General features: G+C 54.7%; 14 protein-coding genes. 10 read left to right on the top strand and 4 right to left on the bottom strand.

Going from position 1 to position 18,725, the window contains the following annotated elements; genetic code table 11:
- The first annotated feature begins 183 nt into the window (after positions 1–183).
- A complete protein-coding gene (locus B2344_RS07555) occupies positions 184–1,221 on the top strand; it encodes a LacI family DNA-binding transcriptional regulator (protein WP_290484941.1) in 1,038 nt (345 codons plus the stop codon).
- A gap of 1 nt (position 1,222) precedes the next feature.
- Here B2344_RS07555 and B2344_RS07550 read toward each other — a convergent pair whose 3' ends face one another.
- Both B2344_RS07550 and B2344_RS07545 read right to left on the bottom strand, forming a co-directional pair.
- The gene (locus B2344_RS07550; protein ID WP_290484940.1) at positions 1,223–2,203 is read right to left on the bottom strand and encodes a hypothetical protein; all 981 of its coding nucleotides are present in this window, start codon (positions 2,201–2,203) and stop codon (positions 1,223–1,225) included.
- A 126-nt stretch (positions 2,204–2,329) separates the two neighbouring features.
- Positions 2,330–3,580, bottom strand: coding sequence for an MFS transporter (locus B2344_RS07545; RefSeq protein WP_290484939.1), 1,251 nt, complete (start codon positions 3,578–3,580; stop codon positions 2,330–2,332).
- A 70-nt stretch (positions 3,581–3,650) separates the two neighbouring features.
- Between B2344_RS07545 and B2344_RS07540 the strand changes: the two genes are divergently transcribed.
- Positions 3,651–4,559, top strand: a complete 909-nt coding sequence (locus B2344_RS07540) for an ROK family protein (RefSeq protein WP_290484938.1) — start codon at positions 3,651–3,653, stop codon at positions 4,557–4,559.
- A gap of 188 nt (positions 4,560–4,747) precedes the next feature.
- Positions 4,748–6,157, top strand: a complete 1,410-nt coding sequence (locus B2344_RS07535) for an alpha,alpha-trehalose-phosphate synthase (UDP-forming) (protein ID WP_290483787.1) — start codon at positions 4,748–4,750, stop codon at positions 6,155–6,157.
- Between the two features lie 7 nt (positions 6,158–6,164).
- Here the strand turns inward: B2344_RS07535 and B2344_RS07530 are convergent, their stop codons facing one another.
- Positions 6,165–6,416 (bottom strand): hypothetical protein, encoded by a 252-nt coding sequence (locus B2344_RS07530; protein ID WP_290483788.1) that lies wholly within the window; start codon positions 6,414–6,416, stop codon positions 6,165–6,167.
- Positions 6,417–6,895: 479 nt separating this feature from the next.
- Here B2344_RS07530 and B2344_RS07525 point away from each other — a divergent pair, with 479 nt between their 5' ends.
- Positions 6,896–7,519: a GNAT family N-acetyltransferase gene (locus tag B2344_RS07525; RefSeq protein WP_290483789.1), complete on the top strand. Its 624-nt coding sequence runs from the start codon at positions 6,896–6,898 to the stop codon at positions 7,517–7,519.
- Between the two features lie 116 nt (positions 7,520–7,635).
- On the opposite strand, the gene B2344_RS07520 is transcribed toward B2344_RS07525, so the two are convergent.
- Positions 7,636–8,118 carry a hypothetical protein gene (locus B2344_RS07520; RefSeq protein WP_290479496.1) on the bottom strand — a complete coding sequence of 161 codons (483 nt, stop codon included), beginning with the start codon at positions 8,116–8,118 and terminating at the stop codon, positions 7,636–7,638.
- A 162-nt stretch (positions 8,119–8,280) separates the two neighbouring features.
- Here B2344_RS07520 and B2344_RS07515 point away from each other — a divergent pair, with 162 nt between their 5' ends.
- The 6 genes from B2344_RS07515 (at position 8,281) to B2344_RS07490 (ending at position 18,709) form a co-directional block, all read left to right on the top strand.
- Positions 8,281–11,520, top strand: a complete 3,240-nt coding sequence (locus B2344_RS07515) for an amidohydrolase family protein (protein WP_290484937.1) — start codon at positions 8,281–8,283, stop codon at positions 11,518–11,520.
- A 2-nt stretch (positions 11,521–11,522) separates the two neighbouring features.
- Positions 11,523–12,383, top strand: a complete 861-nt coding sequence (locus B2344_RS07510) for a formylglycine-generating enzyme family protein (protein WP_290483791.1) — start codon at positions 11,523–11,525, stop codon at positions 12,381–12,383.
- 98 nt (positions 12,384–12,481) lie between these two features.
- The gene (locus tag B2344_RS07505) at positions 12,482–13,918 is read left to right on the top strand and encodes a P1 family peptidase (RefSeq protein ID WP_290484936.1); all 1,437 of its coding nucleotides are present in this window, start codon (positions 12,482–12,484) and stop codon (positions 13,916–13,918) included.
- A 32-nt stretch (positions 13,919–13,950) separates the two neighbouring features.
- Positions 13,951–15,129 (top strand): acyl-CoA dehydrogenase, encoded by a 1,179-nt coding sequence (locus B2344_RS07500; protein WP_290484935.1) that lies wholly within the window; start codon positions 13,951–13,953, stop codon positions 15,127–15,129.
- A gap of 1 nt (position 15,130) precedes the next feature.
- Positions 15,131–16,381 (top strand): CaiB/BaiF CoA transferase family protein, encoded by a 1,251-nt coding sequence (locus B2344_RS07495; protein WP_290484934.1) that lies wholly within the window; start codon positions 15,131–15,133, stop codon positions 16,379–16,381.
- A 192-nt stretch (positions 16,382–16,573) separates the two neighbouring features.
- A complete protein-coding gene (locus B2344_RS07490; RefSeq protein ID WP_290483794.1) occupies positions 16,574–18,709 on the top strand; it encodes a TonB-dependent receptor in 2,136 nt (711 codons plus the stop codon).
- The last annotated feature ends 16 nt before the right edge of the window (positions 18,710–18,725 follow it).

Raw genomic sequence — 18,725 nt, 5'->3', positions numbered from 1 at the left:
CGCCCACAGTTACTTCTGCAAGATCACATAATTTCGAGGTCTCGCTATTCCCTTTGTGACTCAGCTTGATTTATAATGGATAATTAGCCCTGTGTGCGGGACACATCGGTCCTTATATGCCCGTTTAATCGGCAATTCAGGCCGCAGACAACAAGACGTCATGACGAGAGGAATTCAGGCGACATGAGCGAGCACGCAAGCAAGTCGCACCGAAAGATGACTATGGCAGAGCTTGCCAAGTTGGCCGAGGTTGATGTCTCGACGGTTTCGCGCGCTCTGAACGATAGTCCGTTGGTGAAGGAAAAGACCAAGCGTCTGATCCTCGATATCGCGGCCGAGACCGGCTATGCAGTCAATGCCTCCGCGCGAAATCTTAGGCGCCAATCGTCCGAGGCAATCGGAATAGTCATCCCGCTACGACCGGAATCTGGCCAGACTATCTCAGACCCCTTCTATCTGGAAATGGTTGGAGCGGTCAGTCAGGCCGCCTCAAGAAATGGCTATGACCTGATCGTGAGTATTCCACGTGAAGACGAAACGATCGCGGAACGCCGCCTTCTGCAGACGGGTAAAGCCGATGGCCTGATCGTGATCGGCCAGGCAGGAATGTCGCAACGGCTTGAAGAGCTCGGCCCCCTGGGTCGCAAAGTCGTCGTCTGGGGTGGCAACGCTGGTCACCTAAATTACACACTTGTCGGAAGTGACAATGTCGAAGGCGGTCGACTTGCGGGTGACCATCTTCTTTCGATTGCTCGAAAACGTATATTGTTCCTGGGGCCGGGTCGCCTTCCTGAGGTCCAGCTGCGATACAATGGATTTCTCAAGGCACATGACGAACGTGGCGTAGGCTGGGACGATACGTTGACTCTGGACATTGAATTCGGCGCGAAAAATGCGTTCGAGGAAGTTCTTCATTTTTTGGATTCGGGCAAGAAATTTGATGCCATCTTTGCCGCCTCTGATGTTTTGGCAATGTCCGCTTTGCTGGCGCTCAACGCACGCGGCATTTCTGTGCCAGATGATGTAGCTGTGGTCGGTTACGACAATATTGCACAAGCTGGTATGGCAACCCCGTCACTGACGACAATTGACCAGAACATAGCCCGTGGCGGCGAACTGATGGTGGAAAAACTACTCGCTCAACTGGCCGGTGAGACTGCCAAGTCGGAGTTGACGCCCACGCAGCTGATCATTCGTGAATCAAGCGGTGGATCGCGCTAGGCTACGCTGCTGGACCAGACACCGAAGTCAGAGAAATATTTCGCACTGGCGGAAAACTCAGCTGCTTCTCCGGGCCCGCTTGCTCAGTAAACGGACCGAGTACGCTCAACGTACCCGCCACAAGATCATGGTCCACAAGACTACATCCGAACATGCCATCAAGGCCTGTCAGCACGCTACCAGACACCAACGCTGACTCCCATTGCCCATCCAATGATGTTGATGTGTACAGTCTTTGCTGAAACTCAACTTCGCTATCAGGCTGGCCTTCATATTGGCGATTACAGGCTGATACGAGAAGTAGCCAGAGATCCGATGCTTTGTCGTGATAGAGTTTCGGGACTTCAGACTGAGTATATTCGGCTGCGTCGGGCAGTTCGATCGGAGGCAGTAACTCCGTCATCGAGACGCCAGCCGGCCCTTCCGTGAGTCGCGCGCGCGCTATGGCAGGCCTCGTTGGTCCGATCTTGGCAGACCAGAAGGCATTGAGTTCGTCATTGTGATCCCGCACCAGGAACGGATCGCGCCAAGCCATTATGGGACCGCCCTCTTCTCCAGCCCGGTCACCCAGTCTATCCAGTGGCCCCAGATAAAACCCCAGGCGGGTGATCTGGTCATAGTCGCGCAGGGGACAACTGATCGCGGCAGCAGGCACAGTGGTCATGGCATCCGGTGTTGGGCCTGCCCCCACACAAATAGTCTGGAGGAAAGTTCGCGCCGGGGAGATGTTACGGACCCCGGTATATCCGAAGAGGGTTTGGCCCGTTTTTCCCATGATGACAGAACCACTCCACACGTTGAACGCATCTGCGCCATCGGACGCGCCGCCGGGCTGGATCGCCACACCTTGATCGCGCCACGAGAGACCATTGTCGGCTGAACGGAAATGCCGAATATGAAAGGAATGGTCGTTGCGCTGCCGCGGCAGGATTGCTGATCCATCGAAGTCCGTCCGACTGAGCGCCAGACAGTATAGATGCAAGTGCCCTTCCCCCGACTGAATCGTCCAAGAGTCCCACAACCAAAGATCTGGATGACGAATGTCTCCCGAAAAGGATAGATCGCATGGATCAGGGATCGGCGCTGTACGGCGACTCATAAACTATCCTCAGGAATATTCCGACTGGTCTGCAGCCTTGAGAGCGGCCGCTGCAGGGTTTGCTATCCAGTTCACAAGCCCCATCACGAACAATAAGCCTGCAAAGCCTGTCGCGAGGACGAAGCCAATCCGCATGTCGCCTCCGCCAAACATATCACTGGCCACCGCCATCAGCAGAGGCGCAAAAGCCGCCGACGCGGCGGTAAAAAACAGGATCAGTCCTGCGACTGCGCCATGATCACTCTTTGGAAAACAGCTGATGCCCTTGGAGTTCAGAGTCGGATAGATCATCGACATGAACAGGCCCGATAGCGGCAGCAGGAAAACCGCCGCAGATTTACCGATCAGCGCACTTGCGAGAAAACAGCCAAAAATGATCGCGGTGAACGCCATCATTACCAACTTCCAGTCAACGATGCGGAGAATCCAAGCCCCAAGAAACCGTCCGACAGCACGCAATACAAAGAAAATCATCACCGCATATGCCGCAAACATCATGGCGGTGTTGGTTCCGGTGAACCCTTCGAGAAAGGTTGGCAGCCAAACAAAGATAGCGACTTCGCAGGCGACATAGAGGGCGATGGCCATGGAAAAACCAAGCGCGTGCGCATTACCCAAAAGTGACAGCGTGTGTCGTACCGACGCTGGCGTCTCCTTCTCACCGGAAATGGGTGGATACTCTGTCACCAGCGCAGCGATGATCATCAGCGCGCACAAACATGCGGCTATCATGTACAGCCAGGTCCAGGACAAGCCCTGTCCCGTCAGCCACACTACCAGCAATGGGCCGATGATGGCCCCGACGCCGAAGAAGCCTTCAACGGCGTTCATGCGTGACGTGTGATCATCCGTGGAATTCGCGAGGTCTCCAACCAACGCCAATGCGGAGGTCTTGAACACACCGATGGCGAGGCCAGAAATGAAGAGCAGTGTAAAGTAGAGCTGAAAGGACTGGCCTGTCATGAAAAGTGCGCTGGCGACGCCATACATTGCCAAACCACCTATGATCGTCTTCTTGCGTCCGAAGCGATCCGCGAGAAAGCCCAGACCGATCCCGCTCATGGCAATCGCAATCATTGTTGCCCAATGAAACGCGCTCGCCTCAGTATTGGAAAGATTCATGTCCACACGCGCGATCTTGATGATCTCGCCGACCGCATCGGTCGTCATGGCGAACATAAAGAACATCGCGTAAGTGAGTGCGGAAACGAGCGCTACAGAGACGCCCTTTTTGCCAGACCCTACTTGTGTTCTTGTCATCTTGTTGTCTCCTCCGCGATTGTGATAACAAAAATACAATCGATTGCAAATGAATATTCGAAGTTCTGAAATGATCGGGGAACGGGTTATGTCGACCAGAAACTTTCGCGGCGGAATCGATGCTGGCGGCACCACGTTCAAATGTGGCATCATGAACGATAAAGGTAACATCGTTCAGAAGTTTCGCGTCAAAGTCTCGACACCAGACGAAACTATTTCCAGCTGCATCAATTTTTTTCGGCCCGTTTTCGAAACCGACCGCCTGTCTTCGTTCGGAATCGCCAGCTTCGGGCCGATCGATATCGATCCGCAGTCTTCAACTTATGGCACCATTTTACAAACACCAAAGCCCGGTTGGTCCCTAACCGACCTCAAGACCGCGTTCGGCTCTGCTATGGGAGTACCTGTTCGCTTGGACACGGATGTGAACGGCGCTCTAAGGGCAGAGATGGCATACGGAGCAGCGAAGCATGTGGACTCCGCTGCCTATGTCACTATTGGCACCGGTATTGGCGCAGGTGTTTTTGCCAATAATCAGCTCTTGGCACACCCCCACCATCCGGAGTTTGGCCACATACCTGTGAACCGTCATCCCTTGGACTTAAGCTTCAATAGCGTTTGCTCATATCATGAAGATTGTCTGGAAGGTCTTGCCTCCGCCACGGCCGTGCACGCCCGGGCCGGGGACCCTAGTGAACTTCCACAAGATCATCCTGTTTGGGACGTCACGGCTGATTACCTGGCTCAGGCGTGCCGCAGCTTGTTCCTGACAGCCCGCCTGAACCGAATCATTCTGGGCGGGGGGCTTATGTTGGCGCCGCACCTGCTGAGCCGCATACACGTCGAATTCGTTCGTCAGATGAACGGCTATCTCGGAATGGATTACCCGATTGCCGAAGACCTCATTTGCACTCCGGCCTTGGGAGATGATGCCGGTCTGATCGGCGCGATCCTGTTGGGAGGTGACGCAGAACACTAGAGTTTGCGCACTCATAGTTCAGCAAGTACAGCGCTCGCCAAAACGCTCACTATACAGATTTCCTCCAATCCCTCGCGCCAATAACCAGCTGCCAGTTTGCTTCATTTTGGCGCAACTTTTTCAGCTCTAGCGAGTTGGTTGATCATTGTGGCCGGAATGCCGTTGATCAACCAGAAGATGAGGATGCTGTGTCCAGACTCGTAGTTTTTTCGAACCGATTGCCATTGGGATCATCGCCGTCTGGGGGACTGGTCGTTGCCTTGGGAAGAACGATGGAGCAGCGAGGGGGAGTGTGGATTGGCGCCACGCCCGGGAAAAGCGGAACAGGCCAGCATACGCTCCAGTCATATGAAGGAGCCAGCTTTGACCGGCACGCGCTTCATCTGCCGGAAGGCGAATACAACGACTATTACCTGGGATATTCGAACTCCGTCCTGTGGCCGCTTTTCCATGGTCGCACAGACCTTCTGGATGTCGAAGAAGGACAACTCGCAGCTTATAGCAGCGTCAACAGGAAGATGGCGGAAGCATCTGTCAACCTGATCCAGGAGGGCGATGTGATCTGGATCCATGATTATCACTTCATTCCTCTCGCTGCGGAACTGCGCAAATTGGGCGTCAACAATCCGATCGGTTTCTTTCTGCACACGCCATTCCCATCCTCGAACAATGTACGCGCGATGTCTCACAAAGAATTCTTGCTGGATTGGTTGGCTGCGTACGATCTCGTGGGATTGCAAACCCAACGCGATGTCTCTGCACTGATCGAGGTTTGCCGCGCCACTTTCGGCGGACAGTTGTTGTCAGACGGGAGAATCCGCTGCAAAGGTCAGGATATCTGGGCTGCCAGCTTTCCAATTGGGATAGATGCAAAGACGTTCCGGCAGACAGCCGAGACGCAGGAAATGACGTCACCCCGGATTGACCCTGGCCAGAAACTTCTGATCGGCGTGGACCGATTGGATTATTCAAAAGGACTGCCTCACAAGTTCCGTGGATTTCAGCGCTTTCTGGAAGATCAGGATTCCGAAAGTGAGCGCCTTACACTGTTGCAAATCGCATCGCCGACGCGCGAAAATGTGGAAGCATACCAGGATATCCGGCGCCAGCTTGAGCAGTTATCCGGTGAGGTCAATGGAGAGTTTGCCGAGCTTGGATACATGCCTATCCAGTACATCCATCGCGCTGTGCCCCGCGACTATCTGGCAGGCCTCTATCGACGGGCTGCGATTGGTCTCGTCACACCACTGATCGATGGAATGAATCTGGTGGCGAAAGAATACGTGACTGCGCAGGATTCCAGTGATCCCGGTGTACTGATACTCTCGGAATCTGCGGGGGCGGCAGAGCAGCTGGGCATTGGCGCCCTGACGGTCAATCCCTTCGATCCGTCCTCTATTGCTGGCGCGATACGCAAAGCCGTCGCCATGCCCCTAACCGAACGAATTGAACGCCATCAGGCCATGTGGGATGAAATTTCTCTGCACGACGTCTATTGGTGGACTGAAACCTTCCTGAATCGGCTAGACAAAAATGCAAGTTCCCGCAGGAAAAGGAGCAGGTCCATTGCGGACCTGGAGACAATGTTGCGCGGTTAATGCGTCATCACGAGTCCCGGGACTCTTCATCAACCAATGTATTTTCAGTAACGACGGGACCGATTTCCGGTTCGGGGCCCAGTTCAACTGAATCGTCCTCACCCTTGAAGTGACTCACCGGCGCTTCCTGTATTGGCTCGAACGGGCCGTTCCCGGGCAGCATCTGCTCGCGCCGTCTCTCGGCAGCTTGCTGGATCTCGCCAGCTTCTTTGGCGGTGGATCGCGGATAGCCCAGATGATCTAAAGTCTTGCGTGTCATCAATTGTCTCCTCAAAGACAATCAACCCATACCAATCATATTGGTTGCACAGGCGGGAACCGACAGCATCGCCAAAGGCCTGCAACACCTGCCATCACCCTCAGCATTCAAAAAATTGGCGTCACTAATTATCACCCCTTATCGAACATTAAGACAGTCACGCGCTGACTGTTTGCTTGCCGAAGCCAAGCCAACTTCCGGGTGACCAGGGCAACAATCGTCCACGAGTACAGAGAGCAGCTGATTTACACTTTCAATCTCCGCAGTGTAGATCATGCGACGGGCGTCGCCTCGACACTGATCGGCCCCGATTAACGAACCGGAGTGCTTCGCTCGCATGACGTGCCATTTGAATGAACCAGGGCGGGAACGCGATTTCATGCTTGCACGCCGATTACAAATTACTGCCATGCCATGGTACCAGACTATCGTGTGCGCATCATCGGAAACGTCCACTTTGCACCTGTCAGGAGCGATACATGCAGCTTTCACGTATATCTGGGGCCCTGGCAGCCCCGGACGATTTCGATGCAGTCTTCGGGATCTATGAAAGCGCCCTTCCCGCAGCTGAGCGCAAAACCAGGGCCGAGCTTGCCACATTGTTGGAGCGAAATGACTACGCAGTGATCGCGGCTAGGCGAGGCAAGCAGGTGGTCGGCTTTTCGGTAATCTTTCTCCCTGATCAGAACACCTTCTCGCTTCTCGAATATCTCGCGACACGACAAGGGTGCCGAGGACAGGGCATCGGACAAGCGCTGTTCGAACATGCTCTGGAATTATCGCATGGTCGCCCCTTGTTGATCGAAGTCGAGGCCGAATGTGGCCCAGAGGCGGAACGCAGACTGCAACGCAGGCGGAAACGCTACTATGAGAGACTCGGGTGCCTTACGTTCGAATCGGTTTCCTATAAGATGCCTCAACTAAACTCCGAGTCACCGCCCGCACTTGATCTGATGTACCATCCGAACGGAATGGACACATCAATCAGCAAGGACGTGATGCGGACTTGGATAACGCGTATATATTCAGGCGTTTACAATCGCCAAATTGGCGAACCAACCATCGAAGCGATGCTGCAAGACTGGCCAGCAAACCAAGGCTAGCCCCAACATGGTGAGTTGTAAGCTGATTGGCACAACATCAACTCACCCCACGCCTCATGTCATGAAGTTCATTCACGAAAAGCAGGATGAATTGGCGTTGCGCCCGACTTTCCCGGTTAATCAGCTGGGTCAGGATCGTCGACTGCCGTATCAGTTACGATCTTCCACTCGCCGTTCACTTTCCGCCAGACGGTTACATAATCACCCGTCGTATCGGGATCGCCATCGACGACGAAACTTCCCCAAGTGATTCCCAAATCACCACTCGCCGCACCCATAGCGCCTTCAGGCTGCCAATGAACGGGCGACGGAACCATGTCCAACTGTCGCTCGGCCATGATAGCCGCCTGGCCTGTCAGAAACCCCTCACCTGCTTCGATCATGAAACCTTTTTCAAAATCCACAAACTTCAGAGACGCTGCTTCATAGCCATGCGCGAGATTGTAGGCTTCATAAGCGCGATCAACTGCCATCAATTCTGCCTCGATTTGCGGGGCTGTTGCGTGCACGTCCGACGTCGGCAGGCTGGTGCACCCTGTTGTGCCGATGGCAAGGCCGAACATGGCAACGCCGCACACCGTATTGACTGTTTGGTTCATGAAAATCTCCTGAGGTGAAGCACGGAATGTATCTGCAACCAAAGCGCACAGGCACTGCGTATTGCGCTAGGATCGGTGCATCATGAGCACCAGGTCACCGACAGATTGCATCACCCCTGAACTGACGGAGATGCTAACCTGACGTCAGTAGGAGAGACAAAAATGCACATCCGCTTACTGATTTTATTCGTTCTTGCTTACGCTGCGGCGCACCCGGCCCCCGCCTCCGGAGACAGCCTCAGCAGTCATACTGGCGTTAAAACCGTCAATCTGGACCTGTCGGAAGGAACATGGATGAGCCTGGACGTCAGTCCAGACGGGAAGTTCATTTCGTTCGACCTCCTGAACGATATTTACGTTATGCCAGCATCGGGAGGTAAGGCCGTCGCGATCCATCAAGGTTCCGTGGCGCAACGTAGTCCGCAGTTCAGTGCAGATGGACAGTTTCTGACTTATCTGAGCGACGAAAGTGGTGCCGACAATGTCTGGGTATCGCGTGTCGATGGCAGTGAAGCCCGCCAGATCACGCAGGAATCGCACGCCATGATAGCTGGTCCGGCTTGGGCCGCTGACGGGAAATCCATTGCAGCAGTGAAAACCTATTCGGACATATTTCGTGTCCGAAACTCTGAAATACACCTCTACAACCTCGATGGCACGTCCGATGAGATCATCGTTTCTCCCCCGCAGAGTGGCAAGGATGTTCAGGAGCCACGTTTTTCGCCCGATGGCCGGTATCTTTATTATACGGAACGTATTGGCGGTGATCACTATGTCTACATGAATACCGGCCTGAAGAACTTCGCCATCAACAAGCTGGATCTGGAGACGGGGAAAAAGCGTCGTGCCATTTCCGGCTTCGGTGGTGCATCGACTCCGCAAGTCTCTCCCGATGGCAATTCAGTGGCTTTCATTCGCCGTCTGGGCGCAAAGACCGTGCTGTTCGTCAAAGACCTGGAAACCGGGTACGAACAGCCAATCTATGATGAACTCGGGCGAGACCTGCACGGAGATTACCTGCCACAGGAACACTACTATCCATCTTTCGACTGGTTTCCGGACAACCGAACAATTGCGATCTGGGCAAAGGGAAAGATTGTTCGCATTGATACGCACTCTGCCTCTGCGGAAGAAATTCCTTTCAGCCTGACCTCGCGGCACGAGCTTCAGCCAGCCATTCGCGTGAAACAGGACCTTGCACCTGAACAAGTCACCATCCGCACGCTGCGGCAGCTGGCACCTCAGCCGAACGGACAGACCATGCTGTTCCGCGCGGTCGGCAAGCTATGGAAAATCAAGATGGACGCGCCAGCCAGACCGGCGCGCCTCACCACCTCCGATGCAGCCGAATCCGACCCTGCCTGGTCTCCGGACGGACAGAAGATTGTCTATACGAATTGGACGGATCAGACCGGCAGTCGGTTGGTCATCCGCAATGCGGCTACGGGAGAGGAAAGGACTATCGTTGAAAGTCGAGGCGTGATCCGAGAACCACGGTTTTCCAACTCTGGAGACTTGATCGCGTATCGCATCATGGAGCCGGATCCGTCGTTCAATGCGGCCGGTCCGGAAACAGGCATCTACATCGTAGATGCGTCCGGAGGAACTTCCAGGTTCCTTTCACCGTCTTCCGGCTTGGTCGGCTTCTCTGCCGATGACAGCCGCTTGTTCCTGTTCGCCGAACCCGCCTTCTACGACCGACGAGCCTCCGTTCTAATGAGCGTCAACCTGGACGGCGGCGATCCCCAAGAGCACGCCATCGCTGAGACCGCGGACATACGCAATCTCAGCCTCAGCCCCGATCAGGCCTGGCTGGGCTTCAAGTATCATAATCGCCCCTACGTCATGCCGTTCGACATCCGCGACGAGCCCATTGTTCTGTCGATGGAAGACAACTCCTCAGTCCGTCTCCTCAGCGAGACTGGTGGATATGAGATGAGCTGGTCTGCGGACGCATCCAGACTTTATTGGACCATGGGAGCGGAAATCCTGTCGGTTGAGCCTGCCACCCAGTCAGCTGCGATCCAGTCTACACCCATACAAATGGAGATGCAGACCGACATACCTGAAGGCATTATTGCCTTTGTAGGTGGCAAGATCATTCCGATTGAGGGCGAAGTCATCGAGCACGGCACCGTCATTGTTGAAGGCAATCGCATTACGGCCGTTGGCCCGCATAGCAAGGTCAAGATACCCTGGAACGCGACCCGGATAGACATCAAGGGCAAGACACTGATGCCGGGCCTGTTTGATGCCCACGGCCATATTGAATGCTGTTTCCGCTCTGGCACCATGCCGCAACAGCACCCTACTCGGCTCGCAGCGCTTGCTTATGGCATTACTACGAATTTTGACCCCTACTCCAATGATCTCATGTCATATGAGAGTGGTGAGATGACGCTTACGGGTGACCTGGTAGGGCCGCGCTGGTTGAAGTCGGGCCAGGTAGTGCATGGCCTCGAAGGTCGTACGGACGGAGTTTACCATCCGCTTGCTTCGATCGAGGATGCACGCAATGTCCTCCAACGACGTACCGCGCTTGGGCCATCGATCCTCAAAAGCTACAAACTATCAACTCGGGTGCAACGTCAGCGGTTGCTTCAAGCCGCTCGTGAATACGGATACATGGTTGATGGGGAGGGTGCCGGTCAGTTCTATACCAATATTGGTATGATTATCGACGGGCACACAAATCTCGAACACAACCTCCCCGTGGCCACTTATTACGAGGATCTTCAAAAGCTCATTGCCGCTTCTGATGTGTCGATGACACCAACCTTGATCGTGACTTTCGGGGAGTTGTTTGGCGAGAATTTCATCTATGAGAATGAAGATCCCTGGAAGGAGGACAAGGTCAGGACTTTCATTCCGGATGTGAACAATGCCTATAATCCGATTGCAGGCCCAGGTGGCGCCCCATTGCACGTGCGCTGCATGCATTCGATTCACGTTTCCGATGAAATCTATGATATCGGCTTCCGGTCCGTCGGCAGATCACTCACCAAACTTGCCGAAGCTGGCGCTACTGTAAATGTCGGTTCGCACGGGCAAGCCTCGGGCATCGCCATGCATTGGGAAATGTTGCTGTTTGCTGAAAGCGGCATGGCCCCGCTGGATATATTGCGTGCTGCAACATTAAACGGCGCGAAGACCTATGGACTTGATCACCAGCTCGGCTCCATCAAAGCTGGTAAACTGGCCGACATCATCATCCTGGACAAGGATCCTACCGTCGACATCCGCAATGCGAACAGCGTCCGCTACACGATGGTCAATGGGCGCCTTTATGATGCGCACACAATGAATGAGATCGGCAACTATGACCGTCCCCGGAAGGAATTCTACTGGGAGACTCAACCCACAAACGGAATCGACTGGAAATGGACATGGTCAGGAGACTAGACATGAAATATTCAGCGCTGATCGTAGCAAGTCTCGCACTTATGGCATGCTCCAATAATACCGAAACAAGCGTCAGACCGGACATGGCAACAGTTCAGGCAGCCAGCTTCTTCATGGGCGAAACGGTTGATTATGGGTATGGAGAGATCGACGGCCCACGTCATGAAGTCAGCATTGAGAGTCCGTTTGCTTTCTCTGTCACCGAAGTGACCGTTGGCGACTTTCGATCATTCGTTGAGGATACCGGCTACGTGTCGGAAGGCATCTGCAATATTTATACAGATAACCAGTCCTGGCACATTGCGCCTGATACGAATTGGGAACACCCCGGATTTGCGCAAGACGACGATCACCCCGTGGTCTGCGTCAGTTGGGACGACACGCAAGCTTACACAGCTTGGCTGAGCGAAAAGACGGGTGAGGCCTTTCGGCTGCCTTCGGAGGCCGAATGGGAATACGTGGCTTCAACCGGCGGCATCGAAGGTGATGATGGACATGTCGGTCATGACGAAGCCAATATTGGCCTTGTCGATTGCTGTGGCGGCGTCGTGGAAGGACGCGATCAGTGGATGGAAACCGCGCCCGTCGCCAGCTTCCCGGCAGACCGGTTCGGCATCCACGACATGCGTGGCAATGTGTGGGAGTGGCAAGCAGACTGCCATCAGGAAACCTATGACGGTGCGCCGCTGGATGGCTCTGCGCGCACGACATGCACAACGCTCGGAAAACACGTAATACGCGGCGGCTCTTATGGTGATGCTGGCGACTACTTGTCCCCGCGCTACCGACTACCAGGTCCAAAATCGCAAGGCTATTTCACAGTCGGATTTCGCGTTGCACAGGATGTTGACCAAGCGAGCTAGCAGGTGCGGTTTTCGCACCACACTCTTCCCAAATCGCATCTGTCCGCCATTCAGTTGCATAAGTAATCTATTTTCAAAGCCAGCAATCGAGGATCACCATGCGCATCAAGAGAGACAATTTCCGTGGCCTGCGCGCGATTGGTGCTGCAATCTCCGTTCTCACCTTGGCGGCCTGCGCCACGAGTGCGCTAAACGCTTCCGCAGAACCTGACGGCCAAAGTACCCTTCCAGCCTTGATCAATGATGGCTTCGAGGGAGAAAGTGCTCTGAAGTTTGATTGGCCTATGCTGGAGATCGGTACTGGGCAGTATGAAGATGGGCCGACGGGCCTGACCGTTCTGAAATTTGGCAAGAAGGTAAACGCCGCCGTGGATGCGCGCGGAGGTGGTCCGGGCACTGTGAATGCAGAGTATCTCAAACTTGGCTATACGCAGCCTGAACTGGATGCGATCGTTCTGTCCGGTGGTTCTTGGTACGGTTTGGAGGCCGCCACGGCAGTAAACACCGCACTATTGGATGATGGCTATCGGGGCGGCCATTGGAACAATGTCGGCCTTGTTGTTGGATCAATCATTTATGATTTTGGAGGGCGCCGCTTAAACGAAATCTATCCGGACAAACGCCTCGCGCAACTTGCCTTGCGCGCTGCAAAGCCGGGGGTGTTTCCGAACGGCGCGTTTGGCGCAGGGCGTTCGGCAATGAATGGCGGGATATTCGGGTGCAACGCACGATCCGGACAAGGCAGCGCTTTTCGACAGGTCGGCGACGTAAAGATTGCCGTCTTCACCGTCGTCAACGCTTTGGGTGCCGTTACCGACCGGGATGGCAATGTCGTCGCCTGCCATAAAGGGACAAACTGGCCCGAAACCCTGAAAGCTTCCGACCTCATGGGGGCCGCACCTGCCAGTCTGCAGCCGGACTGGAATGGCGATAAGGACACTCAGGAATTTGAGCGGAAGAACACGACGATCAGTGTCGTGGTCACCAATCGCACGATGTCCCCTGCAGAGCTTCAACGCCTCGCTGTTCAAGTTCACACATCCATGGCGCGTGGCATTCAACCCTTTGCAAGTGAATTCGATGGCGATGTCCTGTACGCTGTTTCAACCAATGAAGTTGAAGCTGGGCCGGGCGTGAACCTGCCCAGCATGGAAATTGGTGTGGCCGCATCTGAACTTATGTGGGATGCCATTCTGGCTGCTGTTCCACCCCAACAGGTCACTCAGCCCAAGGCTGACCCCGACCTGGTCATTCCATCTTCGACACTCCGGGAATATGTCGGCACATACAAATTCAGCGATTTCGCATCGCTCACAGTACGTTTGGAAGACGGAAACCTGGTGGCGGAGGCTAGCGGAGCGCGCGACGTGTTTCAGATTACCAAAGCCGGACCACGAAGACTGCTAGCTGCAATGCAGGATGTTTTCACTGTAGACCGCGGCCGCTACCCATTCAGCGTCAAATTCACCGGCGACACCGTGATCGTGAACCCCGGGCGATGGCAACAGATCGGACACCGTGTCGGACACGAGTAGGCCCAACTTCATTCTATCTATCAGGAATTCAGATGACCAAGTATTCTGCCTTTGACTGGGCCGACGCCCTTTCGCTCGCCTCCGATCTGACCGAGGATGAACGCTCGGTGCAACGATCCGCGCACGACTTCGCTGAGAAGCGCCTCCTGCCGGGTATTGTCGAGGCCAATCGCAACGCACATTTCGATCGCGAAGTCCTGAGGGACATGGGGTCTCTGGGCCTGCTCGGTCCGACATTGCCTGAAGAGTATGGTGGAGCCGGAGTAAGTCACGTCGCCTACGGATTGGTTTCTCACGAAGTAGAGGCCGTAGACTCCGGCTATCGGTCCGCTCTCAGCGTACAGTCGTCTTTGGTGATACATCCCATTCACGCTTATGGGACCGAAGAACAACGCCAGCGCTGGTTGCCGGGGCTTGTGTCGGGCGAATTGGTCGGGTGTTTTGGGCTCACAGAACCCGACCACGGTTCCGACCCTGGCAATATGTCATGTCGCGCCGTTGCTGTAGAGGGTGGGTATCGCCTGAACGGTGCGAAGATGTGGATCACGAACAGCCCTATTGCTGACGTGCTCGTCGTATGGGCGAAGCTGGATGGCACGATTCGCGGTTTTGTGCTCGAGCGTGGTATGGAGGGCCTTTCCACTCCGGAGATCCAGGGAAAGCTCGCCCTGCGCGCATCAATTACGGGCGAAATCGTCATGGACGACGTGTTCGTGCCGCATGACCATTTGCTCCCGAATGCACAAGGTTTGTCTGGTCCATTCGGATGTCTCAACAAGGCCCGGTTTGGAATTGCTTGGGGAGCACTTGGCGCCGCGCGTAGCTGCTGGATGTCTTCGCGCTTATACACAATGGATCGGAACCAGTTCGGGCAACCACTTGCGGCGAACCAACTCATTCAAAAGAAACTGGCCGATATGCAAACGGAAATCTCGATAGGACTCCAAGCATGCCTAAAGGTCGGGCGACTGTTCGAAACCAACTCTGCCAAGCCCGAAATGATTTCCTTGATCAAACGAAACAGTACCGGAAAAGCCCTTGATATCGCGCGGGCAGCACGCGACATGCATGGTGGCAACGGTGTATCGGACGAATTCCATGTGATGCGCCACATGTGCAACCTCGAAGCGGTCAACACGTACGAGGGCACCCACGACGTTCATGCATTGATCCTTGGCCGGGCACAAACCGGAATTGCGGCGTTCAATTGATATGGCGAACGCACTTGACGGTTTGCGAGTTCTGGACCTGAGCAGAGTTCTTGCCGGGCCATGGGCGACCCAGCTCCTGGGAGACCTGGGAGCTGAAATCATCAAGATCGAGCATCCAGTCCGTGGGGATGACACACGAAGCTGGGGGCCGCCTTTTCAATTCGGTGAGGATGGCGATACCCGTGAAGCCTCATACTTTTTAAGTGCCAATCGCAACAAGAAATCGGTCTGTGTCGACATTTCGACGGAGGCCGGCCAGAGTGTAATTCGTGAGCTGTCGGCTTCAAGCGACGTCCTCGTCGAAAACTTCAAGACGGGTACGTTGGAAAAGTACGGATTGGATGCCGCCTCTCTCAGACTTATCAACCCCCGTCTTATCTATTGTTCCATAACAGGCTTTGGCCAGACGGGCCCCTATGCCGACCAGCCAGGATACGACCTGTTGATTCAGGCAATGGGCGGTCTGATGAGCGTCACGGGCGTTCCAGATGATGAGCCGGGAGGCGGACCGCTGAAGGTCGGTGTCGCATTGGTCGATATCGTGACTGGTCTTTATGCAGCCAATGCCATTCAGGCGGCACTTCTGCATCGGGAGCGGACGGGCCAAGGGCAGATTATCGATATCTCGCTGCTTGATTGCCTCGTCGCCGCAATGGCCAATCAGTCACAGGGGTTTCTCTCAACAGGAGAAAATCCGGAACGGATGGGTAATGCTCATCCAAGTATTGTACCCTATGACGTGTTCAGTACCCTCGACGGACACATTGTCCTGGCGGTCGGAAACGATCTTCAGTTTATCGACCTTTGCGAACGAATTGGATGTGCCGAATTGCTCCGCGACCATCGATTCGCAACCAATGGTGCACGCGTGGCCAACCGGATATCCCTGACCTCCCTATTGACTGAAAAGTTGCGAACGCGGTCAACCGAACACTGGATGAACCTGCTACAGAACAGCAAAGTTCCAGCAGGACCTGTCAACAGGATGTCTGATGTGTTTGAAAACGCTCAAGTTCGGGCGCGGGGCTCACGCATCACCTTGCCACACCCTACCCTCGGAACCGTGCCCGGAATCGCTTGCCCAATCCGGCTCAGCCACACACCCGTAACATATAGATCTGCTGCACCGACCCTTGGACAAGACACGCTCAACGTGTTGACCACTGTGCTTGGTTATTCTCCGGATACAGTTGAACGACTGCGTTCGGAAGGCCAAGTCGGTGCTCGAACGGCGGTTGTCACACCCCGCTGACAGGCGAAGCAATACTCGTTTGAGGCGATCTCAGTTTTGCAACGCTTCAGAGCATTCAAAACTGGTCTCTGTCCCAGCCAAGCCACCAGAGGTGCGTATTCCGCACCATGCAATTCACTTTTAGCATCTGCACAAATTTTTGTTTGTCCGTCTTACTCGAAGGCAATGTAGCAAAAGCGAGCGGGAGAACACATGAAACGTAAATATCTTTGGACATCGGGGAGCGCTATTATTGCGCTGATGCATGCGGCGAGCGCGCATGCTCAAACAGCTGACGCTCCGGCCGATGATGCAGAACTGGTGCAGTCTGCCATTATGGTAACAGCCCAGAAACGGGAACAACGTCTGATCGACGTTCCAATGGCCATCGAGTCCATCTCTGGGGATGAACTGGCAAAATTGGGCGTAGCAAGCGTGCAGGACTTGTCCTTTAGCGTACCTGGATTGACCATGCGGGAAGATGGTCCGGGCAGCTACACAATATTCATCCGTGGACTGGCGAACCAGTCAGGATCTGGCGCCCTCGTCGGCATGTACATGGACGAGGCACCTCTTTCACTCAGCGGCTATGACCAACTCAGCCCTGTGGCCCTCGATCTTGAACGTGTGGAAGTCCTCAAGGGGCCTCAAGGCACACTCTACGGCCAAGGGGCCGCTGGGGGTGTCATTCGCTACATCACGGCCGATCCTGTGCTCGATCAGGTCGAAGGCAAGGTCAAAGGTGAACTCTACACCGTCTCTGAAGGTGAGATCGGCCAAAAGGGCGAATTCATCTTCAACACACCGATCATCGAAGACAAACTCGCTGTCCGTCTGGCAGTAGGGGTCGAAAATGGCGGTGGCTGGATCGACCAACCAGAGGCAGGCATTGAGGATGGCAATGGCACCGAACTCCTGAACGCTCGCGGTAAAATCCTCTGGGTGCCTACGGAAAACTTTTCGGCCAAGGCGATGGTCCAGATCCAGCGCGCAGAAACTGAACTCGGCATGGGGTATGAAGAAGCTGATCGTACGGTCGATGTGGGCCCTGACCGCAGCAAGGTGATGATTCCGAAGAAATTCGACTTCAACATTTACAATCTGGAACTGTCCTATGATTTCGGCTTTGCGGAACTGACCTCCTCAACTACGCAGATCGACCATGACCACCAGTACCCGTTCTCGTATATCGCGCGCGAAGGAAATTACTCGTACGGATTTGTTGAAGGGAATGATGATCGCTTTGTAGAAGCTGAACAGTTTTCTCAGGAAGTTCGGCTTTCGGATGCATCAGACCACTACGCCTGGACGGTCGGCGCATACTATAGCGACGGCGAACGCTCCCTGACAGCGGACTATGAATACGCATACGCACCTGGCGGCGACCTGTATCAAGGTGGCGGCGTTCTGTATGACGATCTGTTCTACTATTCCGCTTCGTCGTCCGAAGCATACTCTCTGTTTGCGGACGGCTCATTCGATGTAACGGAAAAGCTGACCCTCGGCGCCGGCATGCGCTATTTCCACGATGAGCAGACCAGCCTGATTGAATATGCACCCGGCACGGGCACGGAACTGGCAGATACATTCCAGTCGTTGGACCCACGTGCCTACATGACCTACCAGTATGATGAAGACGCGACGATCTATGCGAGTGCAGGATCGGGATTCAGAAGCGGCGGCTTCAACTCCGCGCCATTCGATCCGTATGAGCCAGAAAACATTCTTACATATGAAATCGGCACGAAAGGAAATACTCGCAACTTCCAGTATGATGTTGCGGCCTTCTTCACCGAGTACAAGGATATGGTTCGCCGTCGATTGACCGAGGTGAATGGAGCGTTCCTCGGAGAATCCAGCAATATCGGCAAGGTGGAAGTGAAAGGCATCGAGGCCGGCCTTGCATATCAACCCATGTCCGGTCTCACCCTTTCGGCCAACGCCTCATATCTCGACAGCGAGATCGTGGAAACAGCGGATACCGACCAGGTGAACCAGGTTGGTGATCCAACCGACTACACTCCGGAATTGAGCTATACACTGGGCGTCAATTATGACTTCGACCTGACGCCTGACAATCCGGCATTCGTCAGGGTCGATTTCAACCATAGGGACAAAGTCACCTATATCGACCGGTCAAGCTTCGTGGCCTCCGCGCTTCCGCAAAGTTCAGACGCCCTGAACCTGCTAAACGCGCGCGCAGGTGTCGTCGTCGGCAACTTCGATCTCGAGATTTTCGCCACAAATCTCACCGACGAAAACAAATCCATTGACCCCTACCAGGGCTGGGCCAACGCAAACCGCACGCGTCCCCGTGTTGTCGGCGTCAGCGCTGCTTATAATTTCTAGAGGCAATGGAAATGAG

Source organism: Hyphomonas sp. UBA3195 (assembly GCF_002366485.1).
In the GTDB taxonomy this organism is placed as follows: Bacteria; Pseudomonadota; Alphaproteobacteria; order Caulobacterales; family Hyphomonadaceae; genus Hyphomonas.
The sequence above is the reverse complement of the archived record's forward strand: the minus strand, read 5'-3'. Positions and strand labels throughout refer to the sequence as shown.